The organism is Natronoarchaeum rubrum (assembly GCF_024494695.1).
On sequence record NZ_JANHDP010000002.1, the window covers coordinates 612,977 to 630,640 of the forward strand.

The following is a 17,664-nucleotide window of genomic DNA, read 5'->3' on the forward strand; positions in this document are numbered from 1 at the left end:
ACGCGTCGCAGTGCTCTGCTCGAAGAAAGGGAGTCTTCGCAGCCGACGTCAGGCCGTTCCGGACGGACACAGCGCGTCCTCCGGCGTCAGCGTCTTCTCGTCGAGCGCGAGGTCCAGCCAGGTCGTGACGTCGTTGATCCGGAGCTTGATCCGCGGGGGAAGGTCGTGGACGGCCGGATACTCGAAGAACAGCTCGCGGTCGAGATCGGCCCGCTCGTACAGCTCGCGCCGATCGGGCCAGGGGCTGCCGAACGACGAGACGACCGGTAGCTTGCGCCGGAGGAACTTCTCGACCTGGTTCAACCTGTGGGAGTCGTGGGGCCGGTCCGGCGGCCGGTGGCGCAGGAGGTTCGGGTCGATCTTCCGGAGCGCCGCCAGGAACGTCCGCGTGTTCCGGTGTTCCGGCGGCGTCCGGAGATGCCAGTCCAGCAACTCGGCGTCCGCCGCGAGGAACGACTCGACGTAGTTGTCCGCGAGGTGCGACCGGAACGACATCGACGGCTGGTTCTGGATGCCCAGCAGCGAGATGGCGTTGTAGGTCGAGTCGTACCGCTCCTCGAGATCGTCGAGGTGCGTCCGGATGCGCTCGTGGACGTACTCCTCGCTGTCGTCGGCGTCGACGCGGTCGCAGTTCGGGAAGACGTCGTCGCTCTCGGGCATGTACCCGAGCTTCGAGGAGAGCGTCTCCGCGGGGTCGGGGTCCGGATCGAGGCGCCCGCGGGGGAACGGGTGGCCGAACACGTCCTTCGTGTCTCGCGGGAGGAAGTGCCCGCGGAGGTACGTGTCACAGAGCAGCCCGTGGTACATCGTGTCCACGTCGATCTGGTCGTCGTACCCGGCGTGGTGGATGTGCAGCGACTCTCGGATGCCGTGCCCGTACTGGACCGTGTCGGGCTCGACGTTGAGGTACGACTCGTCGGGCGGCAGCGCCCGGTGGTCCGCGCCGTACTGCGAGGCGATCCGTTTCGCCACCTGCACCTCCGCGGACTCCGGCGATCCGACGGTGTAACAGACGTCGATGTCGTCGACGCAGGCGAGCATGAGCCGCGAGTCGTAGCCCCCGCTCAACAGCAGCCCCTTCCGTCCATTCACCGTCGCTCGCCGCCGCACGGCACGTTCGAGACGCTGTGCGAGTTCGTCGACGTAGTCGAACTGCTCGGGCTCGTACACGAACCGGTCGAGCGTGCGCGTCGCGTCGGCCTCCAGGCAGCCGTCGAACGGGATCCGCCTGAGCTGGCTGACGACGGTCCGGTCGCCCAGCGCCGTGCCGAGGTGGAGAAACTCCAGCAGCGGATCGCCGTCGACCTCCGGCGCGGGGATGTGCTTCGCCACCGCGGCGGGATCGGTCCCGAACACGCGCCCGAACGGCGTGTCGGCGTAGTAGCAGTCCCACGACCGGACCGGATCGGTTGCGACGAGCGCTTCCTGCCCGTCGTCGACGAACGCCAGGAACGAGCCGTTCAGTTCTCCCAGAGCGTCGGTCCCCGACTCCCGATACTGTTCCAGGAACCACTCGGCGCGCGAGACGCGCTCGGGCATGAACACCTCGCCCCAGAGGGCGCACGCGCCGTCGTCGTCCGAGTGGACCGTCGTTCGGCTCGGAAGCTCCTGGGCGACGTCCCGGACGCCGACCGTGGCGGCGCCGCCCTCGACGACGCGGTCGAACTCCGTCGGCGATCGCAGCTTCCGGAAGTCGTTCTCGGACCCGAACACGCCGAAAAATTCGTTGTTCATCGTGTGTCCTCCGCCCGCGATCATTCCACGGTGACGCTCTTGGCGAGGTTGCGCGGCTTGTCGATCGCCCTGTCCAGCTGGTTCGCGGTGTGATAGGAGACCAGTTGCAACTGCACGTTCGCGAGCAGGCCGGCCCACACCGGATGGACATCCGGCACCGTCAGGTGGGCGTCGGCGGCGTCGACCGCCGGGTGGCCCTGACTCGCGACCGCGACGACGTCCGCACCCCGCGTCTGGGCCTCCGAGGCGTTTTTCAGCGTTTTCTCGTCCTGGTCGCCCCCGAAGACGGCGAACACCGGCGTGTTCGGCGTCACCAGCGACAGCGGGCCGTGCTTGAGCTCGCCCGAGGCGAACCCTTCAGCGTGCTCGTAGGTGATCTCCTTGAACTTCAGCGCGCCCTCCAGGGCGACGGGATAGCAGCGTCCCCGTCCGATGAAGAAGAACGCGTCGCTGCCGAGGTAGTGCCTGCCGACCTCCCGCGCGTCGCTCGCCGAGAGCATCCGGTCGAGCGCGTCCGGCAGGCGTTCGAGCGACTTCGCGACCGCCTCGAAGTCGTCCCGGGGATCGCCGTGGGGAACGTCCACGGCGAGTCGACGAGCCAGCAGCGCCAGCGTGACCGCCTGGGACGTGAACGTCTTGGTCGCGGCGACGCCGATCTCGGGCCCCGCGCGGATGAACAGCGCGTCGTCGCACTCGCGGGCGGCCGTCGAGCCGACGACGTTGGTCACCGCGAGCGTGCGGGCGCCCCGATCGGTCGCCCGTCGGATCGCGCCGAGCGTGTCGGCGGTCTCCCCGCTCTGGGTGACGCCGATCACGAGCGTTCGCTCGGTGACGGGAACGTCGGCGGTGCCGTACTCGCTCGCCCGGTACGCGCTGGCGTTGATCCCCGCGCTCTGGAGGAGCTGCTGGCCGTACAGCGCCGCGTGGTAGCTCGTCCCGCAGGCGACCAGCTGCACCTCCGAGACGCCCTCGAACGCACCCGGCGGGAACTCCTCCAGCGAAACCTCGCCGTCCTCGGCGTCGATCCGGCCCTCGATGGTGTTGGCCAGCGACGTCGGCTGGACGTTGATCTCCTTGAGCATGTAGTGGCTGTACTTGCCCTTCCCGGTCTCTTCGGGGTCCCAGTCGACGTGCTCGGTGTCGCGCGCGACGTCGCCGCCGTCGAGGTCGGTGACGCCGACCGAGTCCGGCCGAAGTACGGCGACGTCGTCGTCTTCGAGGTAGACCACCGTGTCCGTGTGCTCCAGGAACGCCGGGACGTCGCTCGCGAGGAAGTACTCGGAGCCGGCGACGCCGAGGACGAGCGGCGATCCCTGCCTGGCGCCGTACACCGCCTCCTCGCCGTCGACGATCGCCGCGATCGCGTAGCTCCCTTCGAGGTCGCGGACCGTCCGTCTGAACGCCGCCTCGGCGTCTTCGGACCGCTCCAGGTAGTGTTCGAAGAGGTGCGGGACGACCTCGGTGTCGGTGTCGCTCGTGAACTCGCACCCGAGGTCGGCGAGGCGCTCCCGCAGCGCCTCGTGGTTTTCGATGATCCCGTTGTGGACGACTGCGACCTCGCCGTCGCCGTCGGTGTGGGGATGGGCGTTGGCGTCGGTCGGCGGCCCGTGGGTGCTCCAGCGCGTGTGGCCGATGCCGACGTTGCCGCTCGCGACGCCGTCCCGGATCTGGGCCGACAGCTCGCTAACTTCGCCCGATCGCTTGTACACGTCGATGCCGTCGCCGTTCCGGACTGCGACCCCCGCCGAGTCGTAGCCTCGATACTCGAGATTCTCGAGCCCCGACAGCACGAGCGGGACGGCATCGCCGCGCCCGGCGCGGGCGATGATGCCGCACATCTACGCCACCTCCCGCTCCGGCGCGGCGGTCGTCAGCTCGGTGTCGACGGTCGTCGTCCGCTCGTCTTCCGCGTTCGTCGTCCGATGCGTCCCGACTGCGGTTCTCTGGCGTGTCATGGTTGATCTGAGTCCTCCGCGCCCCGATTCGTGAGACGCGGAGCTTGTCAGCCACCTCTCGACGTAGCCCGTTTACTATAGTCGCTCTAAGACGCCGCTTAGCCCGCCGATAAGCGCTCCCACGATTTCGTTCTGTGCTTACTGACCCGATAGTAACGCCCGCTCTCCCTCACGGTCTCGCTATGGGACCTCCCGCCTCGCGACGACGCGCACTGGAACTTACGGGCCTGACGCTCGCGGCCGCGCTTCCGGGCTGTGCGAGCGTCGCCGATCGGTTCTCGTCGGGCTCCGACCCCGGCGATTCGGACTCGAACAGCTCCGCCGGAAACGCGGTGGCGCGCGGCGACTCGTCGACGGACGACCCGACGTCCTCCGGCTCCGCGAACGAGTCGTCGGCGTCCGACGAGCCACTCGCGGTCACCGCTCCGGACGTCTCGTTCGCTGACGCGCCGCTTCCCGACGACCCGGGCGCGCATCCGTACGCGCGGATGGGAACCGGCGCGGACGTCACGGCGACCGCGTTCGGCAACTGGAAGTGTCCGTACACGCGGGCGATGGTCGTCGAGTACCTCCCGTCGGTCGTCTCGACGTTCGTTCGGCCCGGCGATATCGATCTGGAGTTCAGATTTCTCGCCTACCGATCCGGCGATCCGTTTCTCGGCGCCGACGCGCCGCGGGCAACCCGCGCCGGGCTGGCGGTCTGGGACGACGCTCCCGAGTCCTACTGGTCGTACTTCAGTCACGTCTTCGCGAACCAGCCGTCGTCCGACGAACGGTGGGCGACGCCGACGGCGCTCGGACACCTCGCCGACGCGGCGGGCGCGAACGGCTCCCTCGACGACCGACTCGACGCCGACGACGCGCGCCTCGACCGGACCGTCGCGGCCGCTCGGGAGCGATCGGTCTACAGCGTCCCGCGACTCGTCGTGGACGGCGAGGTGTTCGCGCCGACGATCGAACCGGCTATCACGACGGACGCGCTCGCGGCCGCGACGAAGTAGCGGTCGGTTGGTCGCTCACTCGGCGGGCAGTACACCGGGAGGACTGGCGGTCACTCCGACTCGAAGGGTGCCTTCGCGGCCTCGGGTTCCTCGTCGTGGAACGTGACGAGGTTCTCCCGACCCACCGAGATTTTGCTGATCAGGTCGTCGTCCTCCATCTTCGAGAGCCGTCGACTCACCTTCGACTTCGACCAGTCGGTCCGCTGGACGATCGCCTGCTGTCGGACCCGACCGCCGTTTTCTTCGAGAATCTCGAGGATCCGGTCCTCGTCGGTGACCGGTTCCGGCTGTGGCTGTCGGGACGGGCCACCCGTCGATTCCCCGGTCGCTGACGGTCCGTCGCCGGCGGTCGGCGGGGCGGTCCCGCCTCTGCCCGACATCGGAGCGCCGTCCCGGTCGTCGCGGTCGATATCGGGAAGTTCCGGTTCGAACTGCTTGACGACGAGCCCGAACAGGCCCATCAGCACCGTCACGGGGATCGTCGCGATTCCCAGCAACAGCGGGGTCGTCCCCGGGTCGGTCGGGTCGGTGTTGATCATGACTTCGGCACTGTCCGGAATTTGGTCGCCGTCCGTGTCGATGTCGAGCGGATCCGTGCCGTACGTGTACACCTCCTCGTAGTCGTTGAGTCCGGATCGGGTCGTGTCCGACACCGCGAAGTTCGTCCCGCGGCGCAGCTCCTCCTCGTTCGTCAACCCGTTGTTGCTCGCGTCGCCGTCCTTCTCGAGGATGTGGACGGTTCGGTTCGCCCGCAGCACTTCGATTTCGTTTGTTCCGATCATCGCGGGGACTTCCCGGACCATCACGACATCGACGGGAATCTCTCCCGGTTGTACCTCCGTCCATCCGCGGACATCTATCTCGAACGAGGCGTCTCCTCCAGTGGTAGACGTGTTGTACGACGCCGAACATGCGAGTTCCACGGGGTCACTCTCCGCGCCCGCGTCCGACGCGTTCGGTCGTGCTTCGAGGCAAGCGAAGTAGTCGCCGGTGGCGTTGCCCGAATCGAATTCGACCGTAACCGTCGCGTTCTCGTCCCTGAACGCGTACCCCGTCCCGTTGTCGGCTCGGATCATTCCGATCCCGGAGTACGCGACGCTCTCGATCGTCTGATTGGACTGGTTCACGCGTTGCTCGGTCGTGTTGTCCTGTGCCGCCACGTCACTGGCGGCCGGTCCCAGCAGTCCTACCAGCGAAATTCCCAGGAGCACGATCACGAAGAGCAGGACCGCACTCTTGGTTCGAGATGGTAGCGCCGGGCGCGGTGGAGGGGTCATTAGTCGTGCTGACCGTATACTTACTGAACTCCTCCCGCTTGTATATGTTTCCTCCTCTCTTTGACCCATTCTCCTCGTTCTGCTGGTACAATACGTACGAAAACATTATTTTTCAAAGTATAAAATCGCAGTTTTGTCGTGGACGTTTCACGTTCAGGACGGCGACACAGTGGAGGCTAACCGCCGTACGGCGCGGTACGCTACTCTTCTTGCGGCGAGCCGTCAGTCCATTGCCAGGCTGCGAGGAGCGTGAACGCGACGACGAGCAACGCCCCGATCGCGATCGGGGTCACTGCGCTCAACACCGGTACGCCGAGGCCGGATCCGACGAGCAGCGCACCCGCCGCGGCCATCGTCCCGAAGTAGTAGGTGCTCCAGTCGCGATCGTCGGCGAGGGACGGCTCGTCGGCGTTCTCGCTCGATGCGGTGGTCGCGGCGTCCTGCGCCTCGACGTCTGCCTCATCGCGGGTGCCCTCCTGAGACGCCGTCAGATCGCCTTCTTCCACGATGTACTGTTCCAGACGCTCGGCTCGCGGCTTCTGCTCGACGATGCCCCGACTCTGGTTGTAGTCGATGATGCCGTGCTTGTCGAGCTTCGGAAGGTGGGCCTGGTAGAGGGCGATGTACACGCGCTGTCGCTCCTGGGAGGTGAGTTGCTCGACTGTCGTGTCGTACTCCCAGGCGGCGACCTGTTCGGCCACGTCGCGCATGCGTGCGGCTCCGTCGACGCCCTTCATGTACCGGAGCACGCTCCGGCGACGCTCGTTCTGGAGCAGGTGGTAGACATCGTCCGCCTCTAGCTTTCCCGATTCTTTATTACCGACTTCTGATAGGATGTCTTCTGCAGCGGTGTTCTCGGCGGTCTGTGTCTGGCTCATATCGACACTCACCCCGTTTTCGTGAGTGGGTAATAAAGCTGGAACTATGTCTCGACTGTTGCGGACTGTTTCACGGTACTCGGCGCCTGTTTGGCGTCGCAACAGTCGCCGAAACAATCGTAATAGAAAACGCTCACGTACAGTGGTTCTAATTGTTTCGTATCATGCTGTGTATGTAAATATGGTCCCGCCGAGATCGACCGACGATCCGCCGTTTTCGCGGGTCGTTTCGGCCGCCCGGAGCGCCCGTTTCGACCGGGACAATCCGGGCCGCCAAACCGCATCCCAGCCCAAGTAGAATAATAGTTATTTGGATCTGATACTTGGGCCAAATAGAGCCTCCCTGTAGCGAGCCGATCCGGGCCAGCAACGGCGAGCGTACGGCGTCGCTCGCTCGACCACACGAAGTCACTCCGACGGGAACAGGTCGCTCGCGACCCGTCTATGGCGTCTTCGCACCTGGCCGGAGCTCGTTTCGAATCTACGACCCGCTCTTGGCGGGTCGAACCCCTGGGAGTTCGGTGACCAGCAGGCGCTCGATTGCTGGCAACGATGTCGACCGAGTTGTCACTCCGTGCGGAGACGCCACTGAGGCGTACTCGCTGGCCTTCAGAGGAGCGTCGCGACATCCAGGGACGTTGGTCGGCGTCACTGCGGCCGGCGGTGACGCCGACGCTCAGCCCGTTACCAGCGGCGCTCGTCAGCGGCGCGCAGCGAAGAAAACGGCGGTCGACGATCGGCAGCTTCCGGACGCCAACCCCGTTCGATCAGGGCGCCGTACACATCCGGACGTCGCCGTTGCCGTAGACGTGGTTGGTCGTCTCGGGGCAGACGGCGGCCTCCGAGAGGTCGAGGTTCGCGGCCGTCTCGCGTTCGGTCAGGAAGTACGACGCACCCGCTGACTGGTACTGGCGGTACACCGCCGTCTCGTGCGTCGTCGGTCGCCCGTCCCTGAGCTCGATCGGCTCCGCGTGGTGGGCGCCGGTCCGCTCGAAGACGGTCTGGTAGGGATGGTCGGTGTACAGCGGCCGATCGGTCGATCGGTCGATCTCGTCGATCGTCTCGACGGCGGCGAGCTCCGTTTCGGTGTAGGATAGGCGCTCGCGCTCGCCCGGGAACACCGGCGAGTCGGGCGTCCCGTCGCTCGACACGAGCATCACGCCCGGGAACAGCACGGCGAACAGCACCAGGCCCGCGAGGACGACTCGCGGCGAGAGGTACGACGAGAGATAGCTGAGGCCGGCCACGCCCACCAGCACCATCGGCGCGTAGAGGAACGCGAACCAGCGGCCGGGGACGAAATTCCGGATCCCGAACAGCGGCAGTCCCAGCGCCAGGAACAGCATCACGACGATGCTGGTCAGCAGCGTGAACGTCGTCTGGCTGGCCAGGTCCTGCCGGAGCACGACGAGGCAGCCGACGACGGCGAGCAACAGCAACAGCAGGAAGCCGACCGTGTCGAAGTAGATCGCGAGTTCGGCCGCGAGTTGCGACCCGCCGCCGCCGGCTGCGGCCGCCTCCCCGCCGCTCGCCTCGGACCCGCCGGCGAGGTTCAGAAACCCGGCGGAGGTCGCGAGCGTGTCGTAGAAATACCCCAGCATGGTCTGGAGGAACGTGTCGCCCTGGTAGGGCGTCAGCGACCACATCAGCGTGATGAACCCGAGGTCGAACACCAGCAGGCCGATCATGTTCACCGGCTCGCGGATCCGACTGAGCAGCGGCGTGATCGTGTCGCCGGTGCCCACGACGTCGAACTTGACGAGCCCCTGCGCGAACAGGCAGGCCGCCACCAGCACCAGCATGATGAACGAGGAGATCTGGTGGGTCAGGATGACCGCGACGCTGATCCCCACGAGCAACAGGAACTCCCGGTGCTGGTAGCCGGTGTGCATGAGCAACACCAGCAACAGGAGCACCGCGAGAAAGAAGATGAGCCCCATGCTGGTCGGGATGATGTGGATCCCCCACCGAATCACGTGGTCGGAGACGGCGTACAGCGCCGTCGCGAGCAGCGACCAGCGGACCGGCAACAGCGTCCGGGCCGTCCCGTACAGCAGCAGCAGCGACAGCGGCATCGCCACGCCGAGCGTGAGATGGAGGCTCGTTCTGAGCGACACGTCGAACAGCTGGGCGCCCGTGACGACCAGCAGGTGGTACAGCGGCGACGCGTAGTACTTTTCGTCGGCGATCGGGGCGAGCGACCCCTGTTCGAGGATCGCCCCGGCGTACTGGGGCACGTGCGTCCAGATGTCGATGCCGATGAATCCGGGCGTCGTCGCGAGCGCGGCGAAGCGGACGACGAACGCGAACGCGAGGATCTGTCCGAGCGCGACGCCGGCGTGGACGTCCTCGTCGTTCGCGAACAGGATCTGGCCGAGCAACAGCGCGCCGACGACTGCGCCGAGGTCGTAGAACAGCCTCGTGCGGCCCCCGCCGACGGCGGCTGCCAGCACCATCGCGGCCAGGCCGAACAGCGTGACGCTCGGGAGCAGGCGCGTCGTGGCGCGCGAGAACCGAATCGGGGCGCCGGATTCGCGCGTCCTGCGGGCCGCCAGCAGGTACAGGATGCAGGCGACGCCGAGCACGATCGGCAGCGTCCGGATGTAGATCTGCGACGCCAGGAACCGCATCGGAAAGAGCAACGCTGCCGTCAGCAGCCCGAGGACCGCCGCGACGACGTCGATGCCGACGGACTGCAGTCTGTCGGCGATGCGACGCCGGACCCCGATCACGGACCTCCACCTCTCGACGCGGTCACGAAATCACCCTCCCCGGGACTGTCACGCGTCGGCCCTCCCGGACGGGCGGTCCGCCGTCGCGCGATCGGCCGAGCGTTCGAGCACGTCCTCGTAGACGTCGACGAGGCGTTCGCCCATCCGTTCGAGGCTCGTCGCTTCGAGCTGTTCGCGCCCATTCGAGCGCTCGTCGGCCGCGAGGACGCTCGCGAGTCCCTCGACGAGGTCGTCCTCGGCGTCGCAGACGCGGGAGTGCGCGACGCCGTCGAGGCTCTCCGCGACGAAGCCGACGTCGGTCGCGACGACCGGAACGTTGCACATCGCGGCCTCCTTGACGACCATCGGGCCGCTCTCGCGCCGCGAGGTCACCAGCACGGCGTCGCTGGCGTTCATGTACGTCGGAACGTCCTCGTGGGGCGCGTCGTACACCGCCTTCAGCGTGACGTCCTGTGGCACCCGCTCGACGACGCGCTCGGCCAGCGGATGGTTCTTCACCTCGCGGTCCGGGTCGTAGGGGAACAGGACGACGCGCTCGTCGCGGTCCCAGTCGAGTTCGTCTCTGGCGGCCGCCCGCGACGTTGGTTGAAATCGCGAGGCGTCGATCCCGAACGGGACGACGCTGTGGGGACACTCCAGGTGCTCCGAGACCGCCTCCGAGGGTGCGACGACCGCGTCGCTGCGGCGCGCGGCCAGCGCGCTGACTTCGTCGAGCCACTCGGCGTGGCCCATGATCTCGGAGCCCCAGAGGCTGAGCACGACCGGGCGTTTCGGCTGCGCGAGGGCGAACAGCCCGACGAGCCCGTAGTTCGCGTGGACGACGTCGTAGTCCCCGAGCGACTCCTCGAGGATGCGCGCGTAGAACCGGAGGTAGCTCGACCGTGATCGGCGCTCGCCGCCCCTCGGGGGCAGCGAGACGGTCGTACACGAGACGCCGTTCTTCTCTAAGGCCCGCACCTGCTGGGTGAAAAACGGCGACTCGGTGGTGACGAGCTGGAGGACGTTCACGCGATCCCCTCCGTTCGCTCGGCGGCCCGGTCGGTCGCCAGCAGTCGATCGACGATCACGTCCGTCGTGTCGCACTTCTCCTCGAGGAGCCGGTCGCGACGCCGCTCCCAGTCCGGCGGATCGTCGTCCTTTAGCAGCGAGACCGCCTTTCGCAGGGCGCCGATCTGTCGGTTCTCGCCGTGGAACCGGTAGAGCAGCCCGTACTCGCGGTCGAGCTCGTCGGTGAGGCCGGTTTCGAGCGAGTTGACGTACAGCGCCGGCGTCCCGAGCACCGCGCTCTCGGCGGCCATCGTCGCGCCCTCGCCGACGAACAGGTCCGCGCGGGCGAGCAGGTCGTGCATCCGGTGGGGCGCGACCGTCGCCCGCCGGTCCTCGATCCGCTCGGGCAGCGGCGCCTCGGAGGTGACCAGCACCGTCGCCCCCGCGGCTTCGAGTTCTTCGATCGCGTCCCGCACGTCGCCGAAGCCGCCGTTGCCCACGTCGTGGGAGGCGCTCCAGTCGACCAGTCGGAACACGACGACCGTGTCGTCCTCGTCGACGCCGACCTCGTCCAGCACGGACGGGTCGGGGGTGAACCGGTCGGGATGGAGATAGGCCAGCTCGTGCTGGCCCGGGTAGCGGTACTGCTTGGGACCGATGGCTTCGCGGTAGCACTCGGGCGTGCAGATCTCGTCGGCGAAGGGGAACGTAAGCCGGTTCGAGAGCGTCGCGTGTTCGGTGTCGGTGAACGCGATTCCGCGAGCGCCGACGAGCGTCGCGACGTGGCACGCCGAGACGCCGCCGACGCCCGCGACGACGTCCGGACCGATCCGTCTGGCGGCCCGCAACAGCCGCCACTCGTAGCTCAGCTGGGTCACCGGGAGCGAGGAGACCGATCCGGACTCGTCGACGAGCACCGTGTACTCGATCCCGTAGGTGTCCAGCAGCTCTCTGATGATCGACTTGTCCCGCACGAACACGTGCGCGTCGTGCCCGCGAACCCGAAGTTCGTCGATCGCGTGCCGGAAGAAGTGGACGTGCGCCGGGTGCTGGATCGACAGCAGGACGTCCATCAGCCCCACCTCCGGGCGCGGATCGCGCTCGTCGATCGATGCGCTACGCCGGTCTCGTCCGTGTTCTGTCCGTGCTGGCCGTTCGTGCTACGGCTGTGCTGACAGTTCATAATCTCGTGTACGCGATGCCGTTCGCCTCGGCGCTCGATTCGTCTAAGACGCCGGGAACGTCCACGACCAGCGGGTCGTCGTTCAGTTCCGCAGCGACGTCGGCCAGTTCCAGGCCGGCGAACTCGTCGTGACCGGTGGCGACGACGATCCCGTCGAACCCCTCGAACGACGGCACCGACTGGATCTCGACGTCGAAGCGCTCCCGCATCGCCGCCGTGTCGGCGTGCGGGTCGAAGCCGACGACCTCGACGTCGAACGTCTCTAACTCCTCGATGACGCCCTCAACCTCCGAGGTCCGGATGTCGCCGACGTTTGGCTTGTACGCCAGCCCCAGCACCAGGAGGCGGCTGTCCTGGAACACCTTGCCGCAGTTGTTGAGCTCCTTGAGCGTGAGCTCGGCGGCGTGCTTGGGCATGTACTCGTTGATCTCCCGGGCCTGCAGGGTGAGTTTCGGCGAGAACCCCTCGCGCTCGCTCCGGTGAGCGAGATACAGCGGGTCGACCGGGATGCAGTGGCCCCCGACCAGTCCGGGGGAGTAGTCGTGGAAGTTCCACTTCGTCCCGGCGGCCTCCAGCACCTCGTCGGTCTCCAGGCCCAGCCGATCGCAGACGATCGCGAGCTCGTTGACCAGCGCGATGTTGATGTCCCGCTGGACGTTCTCGATCACCTTCGCGGTCTCGGCGGTCTCGATCGTGTCCGCCCGGTGGACGCCGGCGTCGACGATCGTCTCGTACAGCCGCGCGAGGTCGTCGCGGACCGCGTCGGTCCGTCCGCTGACGATCTTCACGACGTCGCGGACGCCCCGCCCTTCGTCGCCCGGAGAGGCGCGCTCTGGCGAGTAGCCGACCTCGAACTCGTCGCCGAGGGTGTATCCGGATGCTTCCTCGATCGCCGGGACGAGCACGCGCTCGGTCGCGCCGGGGAACACGGTCGACTCGAGGACGACCGTCGTCCCGGGGTGGGCGTGCTCGCCGACCGTCTCGCCGGCGGCCTCGACGTACTCCAGGTTCGGATTCTGCAGGTCGTCGATCGGCGTCGGCACGGTCACGACGACGTAGTCGGCGTCGCCGATCGCGGTCGGGTCGTCGCTGAAGAAGACTTCGGAGCGCTCGACGGCGGCGTCGCCGACGTCGCCGGTCGGGTCCTCCCCTCTATCGAGCGCCGCCACCTTCCCGGCGTCGACGTCGTAGCCGAGCACGTGGTGGCCCGCGTCGTCGAACGCGAGCGCGAGCGGCAGTCCGACGTAGCCGAGGCCGACGATACAGATCCTGTCAGCCATCCAGGCCCACCCCCTCGTACCGGACGCGGCCGTCGCCGCGCAACTCGGTCAGCGCCTGCCGGCCGTCGACGACGACCAGCCGGTCGTCACCGTCGCCCTCCCCGCCGAGTTCGGGGACGTCGATCCGCTCGAACTGCTTCTGGGCCGTGACGAGCACGACCGCGTCGTACGACGGCGACGGCAGGGTCGTCTCCTCGCCGACGGCCCCCGACGCGATCCGCGACGCGGCCAGCTGGTCCGCGGCGACGATCGAGGCGCCCGCGTCGCGGAACGCCTCGTACTCGTCGAGCACCGGATCGACGGCGTGGATCGTCGCCCCGGCGTCGTCCAGGCGCTCGATCGCGGGCAGCGCCGGCGTCGCGCGGATCTCGGCGACGCCCGGCCGGTAGGTCAGCCCCATGACGAGCACGTCGGCGTCGGCCGGGTCGATCCCCTCCGCGCGGAGGCCGTCGAGCGCGAGCTCGGCGGTGTAGCCCGGCATCGCCTCGTTGACATCCCGGGCGGTCTCCATGAGCCGCGAGTCGGCGTCGAACGGCTCGATCAGGAAGTGCGGGTAGTAGGGGATGCAGTGGCCCCCGACGCCCGCGCCGGGATCGTGGATGTCGCAGTACGGCTGGCCGTTGGCGGCCTCGATCGCCTCGACGACGTCGATCCCCAGCCGGTCGCCGTGGCGCGCCAGCTCGTTCGCCAGCGCGATGTTGACGTCACGGTAGACGCCCTCGAACACCTTCACCGACTCCGCGGTGGTCGCGTCCGAGACGCGGACGACGTCGTTGTCGGTGATCTCGTCGTAGACCAGCTCGGCGGCTCGCGCGCTCTCGGCGTCGGCGCCGCCGACGATCTTCGGGTGCGCGCCCCGGATGTCGGCCAGGGCCCGGCCGCTGGACGTCCGCTCGGGACAGAACGCGAGGCCGAACTCGCCGAGTCTGAGCCCGCTGCGCTCTTCGAGCAGCGGCAGCAGGACGTCCCTGCACGTCCGGGGTGGCAGCGTCGACTCGAAGACGACGAGATCGCCCGGTTCGAGCCCCGCCGCGACGTCGGCGGCGACGTCCTCGACGATCGAGAGGTCCGGCTCGTCGTCGTCGACGAGCGTCGGGACGATGACGACGTGGACGCTCGCCTCCGCGGCAGCCTCTTTTCCCGCCGTCGTCGCCTCGAACGCGTCGTCGGTGACGGTCTGCCAGACGAGCTCGGCCAGCCCCGGCTCGCCGCCGACGTGGCACTCGCCGTCGTTGACCGACCGGACGACCTCGTCGTCGACGTCGACGCCGGTCACGTTCCCGGTGGCCTCTGCGTACGCGGCCGCGAGCGGGAGGCCCATCTTCCCGAGGCCGTACACCGCGACCGGCACGCGACCGGTCCGCAACGCCTCGCGACGCCGCTCCTCGGTGACGTCTGTGCCGTAGAGCTTCTCGGCGGTCTCCGTGGCGCTCATATGTCGTTCCCCCCTTCGAGCGCGGGCGGCAGCGGCTCGTGCTCGCTCGGCGTCCCGACCGCGAGCGCGTCCGCCGGAACGTCCTCGGTCACGACGGCGCCCGCCGCGACGAAGGCGTTCTCGCCGACCGTCACGCCCGGGAGCACCGTCGCGTTCGCGCCGATCGAGGCGCCGCGCTCGATCGTCGGCCCCTCCAGCTCCGCGTCGTCGCGCACCGGGTACCGGTCGTTCGTCAGCACCGCGTTCGGGCCGACGAACACATCGTCGCCGATCTCGGTGCCGGGCGGCACGTACGCGCCCGTCTGGATGCTCACGTTCGAGCCGATCGTCGCGTCGCCGTCGACGACGGCGTTCGTCCCCACGAGCACGTCGTCGCCCAGCCGCGACCCCTCGCGGACGAGCGCGCCGTGACCCGTGGAGAACTCGTCGCCGATCTCCACGTCGGCGTAAATGATCGTCCCGGAGCGGATCGTCGCGTCGTCGCCGATCTCCGGGTCGGTGCCCTCCGGCGGGTAGCCGATCGTCGCGCCCTCGTCGACGTTCTGGGGGCGCTCGACGGTTCGCGTCACGCGCTCACCTCCGTGGCCCGGTCCGGGTCGTCCCGTCGGGCGAGAAGCGCGTACGCGAGCAGTGCTACGACAGTTGCGGCCAAGGTTCGCTTCGATAGCATGGTGTGATCCGACCGCGACGCCGTGTCCGCGGTCGGTACCCACTCCCGGCCCTACCCGGTTTACTATCGGTCGGATAAATCTCCGCGTTAGCCGTCCCGTAAGCGGTTCAGGACCGTTTAGTCGGCGCCGCCGTCCGCCCGAAGCGCACGCCGGTCGTCGGTCCCGATCTCGTCGGCGATCGTCTCGGTCAGTTCGAGCGCGCGCAGCCCGTCCTCCCCGCTGACCACGGGTTCGGTGTTCGTCGCCGCCGCCTCGACGAACGACCGGAGCTCGTTCTTGAGCGGCTCGCGCCGCTCGACGGTGACGCGCTCGACGACGTTCTCGTGGCGGTGCCGGACGTTCCCGTCGCCCCGGACGAACTCCGGCGACGACGACCGGTGGATCTCGATCGTCTGGTCGATGAAGTCGGCCTTCACCCGACAGTCGCGCGCGGAGATCGTCAGCTCCCGGACCTTCTCCTGAGTGACGCGGCTGGCCGCGAAGCGCGCCACGACGCCGGAGTCGAATTCGGCGTTCGCGACGGCGTAGCTGCCGTCGTCCCGCCCCGTCGCCGCCACGGACTGGACGCTCCCGCCGAACGTGTCGAGCACGACATCGAGATCGTGGATCATCAGGTCCGTCACGACGGAGTCGCCGATATCGCGGTCGAGCGGCGGGCCGAGCCGCTCGGCGCTCACCGCGAACACGTCGAGGTCGTCGACGAGCTCCTGAAGCGCCGTGACGACCGGGTTGAACCGCTCGACGTGGCCGACCTGCAGCGTGACATCCCGCTCGGCGGCTCGCTCGACGAGATCGCGTCCCTCTGCCGGGTCGGCGACGAACGGCTTCTCGACGAGGACGTCGACCTCGCGCTCGATGCACTCGCTCGCGGTCTCGTGGTGGAATCGCGTCGGGACGGCGATCGAGACCGCCGCCGCGGTTTCGAGGAGCTCGTCGAGCGGGAGCGCCTCGGTGCCGAGCCGGTCGGCGACCTCCCGCGCCCGCTCCGTGTCGGCGTCGTAGACGCCCGCGAGTTCGGTCGCGTCGAGTTCGTCGTAGACGCGCGCGTGGTTCGCCCCCATGCTGCCGACGCCGACGACGCCGGCGCGGATCCGGTCGCTCACGCCGGCACCCCCGAGTACTCGGCGATCGCGCGGCCGATCCGCTCGACGTCGTCCTCGTCGACGCCGGGGTGGACGGGCAGCGAGAGCACCTCGTCGGCGAGCCGTTCGGCGACGGGCGCGGCCGCGCCGACGCCGTCGTATGCCGGCTGCTCGTGGATCGGTGTCGGGTAGTAGACGCCGGTGTCGATCCCGCGCTCGTCGAGCGCGGTCGCGACCGCCTCGCGGTCCGAACAGCGGACGGTGTACTGGTGGTAGGCGTGTCGCCGCCGGTCGGGCTCGGTCGGCGTCGCGAGCGGCGACTCGGCGAGCGCCTCGTCCAGCAAGGCCGCATTTTGCCTGCGCGCCGCGACGAACTCGGGGAGCCGCTCCAGTTGCGCGCGGCCGATCGCCGCCGCCAGGCTCGTCATCCGGAAGTTGTGGCCGAGCTCGACGTGCTCGTACCCGTCGGCGGACCGACCGTGGTTGACGAACCGCTCGGCGGCCCGCGCGATCTCCTCGTCGTCGGTCGTGATCATCCCGCCCTCGCCGGTCGTCATGTTTTTCGTTGGGTAGAAGGAGAACGCCGCGGCGTCGCCCATCGAGCCGACGCGCCGCCCGTCGAACTCGGCGCCGTGGGCCTGCGCGGCGTCCTCGACGAGCGGAACGTCGTAGTCGTCGGCGATCTCGCGGAGCCGCTCCATCGCCGCCGGGAGCCCGTAGAGGTGGACCGCGAGGATTGCGTCGACCTCGTCGTCCCGCGCGCGGATCACCCGCTCGACGCTGTCGGGATCCAGGGTGAACGTGTCGGCCCGCACGTCGGCGAACACGGGCTCGCCGCCGGCGAAGCGGATCGCGTTCGCGCTCGCGACGAACGAGAACGGCGACGTGACGACGGCGTCGCCGGGTTCGACGCCGACGGCGTGCAGCGCGGCGTGCAGCGCGGTCGTTCCGTTCGACGTCGCGACGCCGCGCTCGGCGCCGCAGTAGTCGGCGAACTCCGATTCGAAGGCGCGGACCTCGGGACCGTCGGCGAGTTGGCCCGATTCGAGCGCCGTCAGGACGCGCTCTCGCTCTTCGGCGCCGACCGCCGGGTCGGCGATGGGGACGCGGTCGGGCGGCTGTTCGTCTGCGGTTCGTGTCGACGAGGACTGATCGTTCGTTCCACTCATGTGTAGTTCGGCGGCTGCCCTCGGACGAATCGACGGGAGCGGGCCGCCTTCCGGTCGATACTGGCGCGCCTCGGGCCCATTATTATCCGTCGGATAAGCTAGATAGGGGCGGGGCGAGTCCGTCGACTCGCCCGTCCGGACTCGCCGGATTTCTCTATACCCCCGCGTTCGCTCGTCTCCCCCTCGTTTACGGTGTGGCCAAGCTCGGGGGCCCGTCGCTGGCAGCGCCTTACGCGGTGGCCAAAAACGTGAACGGTCTCGACCGTACTTCATCGCGGCG

The 17,664-nt window shown here is 68.5% G+C and carries 13 protein-coding genes; 1 reads left to right on the top strand and 12 read right to left on the bottom strand.

Annotation, left to right across the window (positions count from 1 at the left end):
- Positions 1-48: 48 nt before the first annotated feature.
- Complete coding sequence (locus tag NO931_RS07265; protein ID WP_256391964.1) at positions 49-1,734, bottom strand: asparagine synthase-related protein; 1,686 nt, start codon at positions 1,732-1,734, stop codon at positions 49-51.
- A 20-nt stretch (positions 1,735-1,754) separates the two neighbouring features.
- A complete protein-coding gene (gene glmS / locus NO931_RS07270) occupies positions 1,755-3,572 on the bottom strand; it encodes a glutamine--fructose-6-phosphate transaminase (isomerizing) (protein WP_256391965.1) in 1,818 nt (605 codons plus the stop codon).
- Between the two features lie 299 nt (positions 3,573-3,871).
- On the opposite strand from glmS, the gene NO931_RS07275 reads away from it, so the two are divergent.
- Entirely contained in the window at positions 3,872-4,690 is an 819-nt protein-coding gene (locus tag NO931_RS07275; protein WP_256391966.1) for a DsbA family protein, read from the top strand.
- A gap of 50 nt (positions 4,691-4,740) precedes the next feature.
- Here the strand turns inward: NO931_RS07275 and NO931_RS07280 are convergent, their stop codons facing one another.
- From NO931_RS07280 to NO931_RS07325, 10 genes are all read right to left on the bottom strand, one after another.
- A complete protein-coding gene (locus NO931_RS07280; RefSeq protein WP_256391967.1) occupies positions 4,741-5,967 on the bottom strand; it encodes a DUF7343 domain-containing protein in 1,227 nt (408 codons plus the stop codon).
- Between the two features lie 200 nt (positions 5,968-6,167).
- The gene (locus NO931_RS07285) at positions 6,168-6,845 is read right to left on the bottom strand and encodes a DUF7344 domain-containing protein (RefSeq protein ID WP_256391968.1); all 678 of its coding nucleotides are present in this window, start codon (positions 6,843-6,845) and stop codon (positions 6,168-6,170) included.
- A 767-nt stretch (positions 6,846-7,612) separates the two neighbouring features.
- Positions 7,613-9,577 (bottom strand): hypothetical protein, encoded by a 1,965-nt coding sequence (locus tag NO931_RS07290; protein WP_256391969.1) that lies wholly within the window; start codon positions 9,575-9,577, stop codon positions 7,613-7,615.
- 48 nt (positions 9,578-9,625) lie between these two features.
- A complete protein-coding gene (locus tag NO931_RS07295; protein ID WP_256391970.1) occupies positions 9,626-10,585 on the bottom strand; it encodes a glycosyltransferase family 4 protein in 960 nt (319 codons plus the stop codon).
- Complete coding sequence (locus NO931_RS07300; RefSeq protein ID WP_256391971.1) at positions 10,582-11,637, bottom strand: DUF354 domain-containing protein; 1,056 nt, start codon at positions 11,635-11,637, stop codon at positions 10,582-10,584. Before NO931_RS07300 ends, NO931_RS07295 begins: the two co-directional genes overlap by 4 nt.
- Positions 11,638-11,743: 106 nt before the next feature.
- On the bottom strand, positions 11,744-13,027 hold the full coding sequence (locus NO931_RS07305; RefSeq protein WP_256391972.1) for a nucleotide sugar dehydrogenase: 1,284 nt from the start codon (positions 13,025-13,027) through the stop codon (positions 11,744-11,746).
- On the bottom strand, positions 13,020-14,462 hold the full coding sequence (locus NO931_RS07310; protein ID WP_256391973.1) for a nucleotide sugar dehydrogenase: 1,443 nt from the start codon (positions 14,460-14,462) through the stop codon (positions 13,020-13,022). The genes NO931_RS07305 and NO931_RS07310 overlap by 8 nt, the downstream gene beginning before the upstream one ends.
- Positions 14,459-15,031 (bottom strand): acyltransferase, encoded by a 573-nt coding sequence (locus tag NO931_RS07315; protein WP_256391974.1) that lies wholly within the window; start codon positions 15,029-15,031, stop codon positions 14,459-14,461. The genes NO931_RS07310 and NO931_RS07315 overlap by 4 nt, the downstream gene beginning before the upstream one ends.
- Positions 15,032-15,249: 218 nt before the next feature.
- Positions 15,250-16,236 carry a Gfo/Idh/MocA family protein gene (locus NO931_RS07320; RefSeq protein ID WP_256391975.1) on the bottom strand — a complete coding sequence of 329 codons (987 nt, stop codon included), beginning with the start codon at positions 16,234-16,236 and terminating at the stop codon, positions 15,250-15,252.
- Positions 16,233-17,384, bottom strand: coding sequence for a DegT/DnrJ/EryC1/StrS family aminotransferase (locus NO931_RS07325; protein WP_256391976.1), 1,152 nt, complete (start codon positions 17,382-17,384; stop codon positions 16,233-16,235). Before NO931_RS07325 ends, NO931_RS07320 begins: the two co-directional genes overlap by 4 nt.
- Positions 17,385-17,664 lie beyond the last annotated feature (280 nt).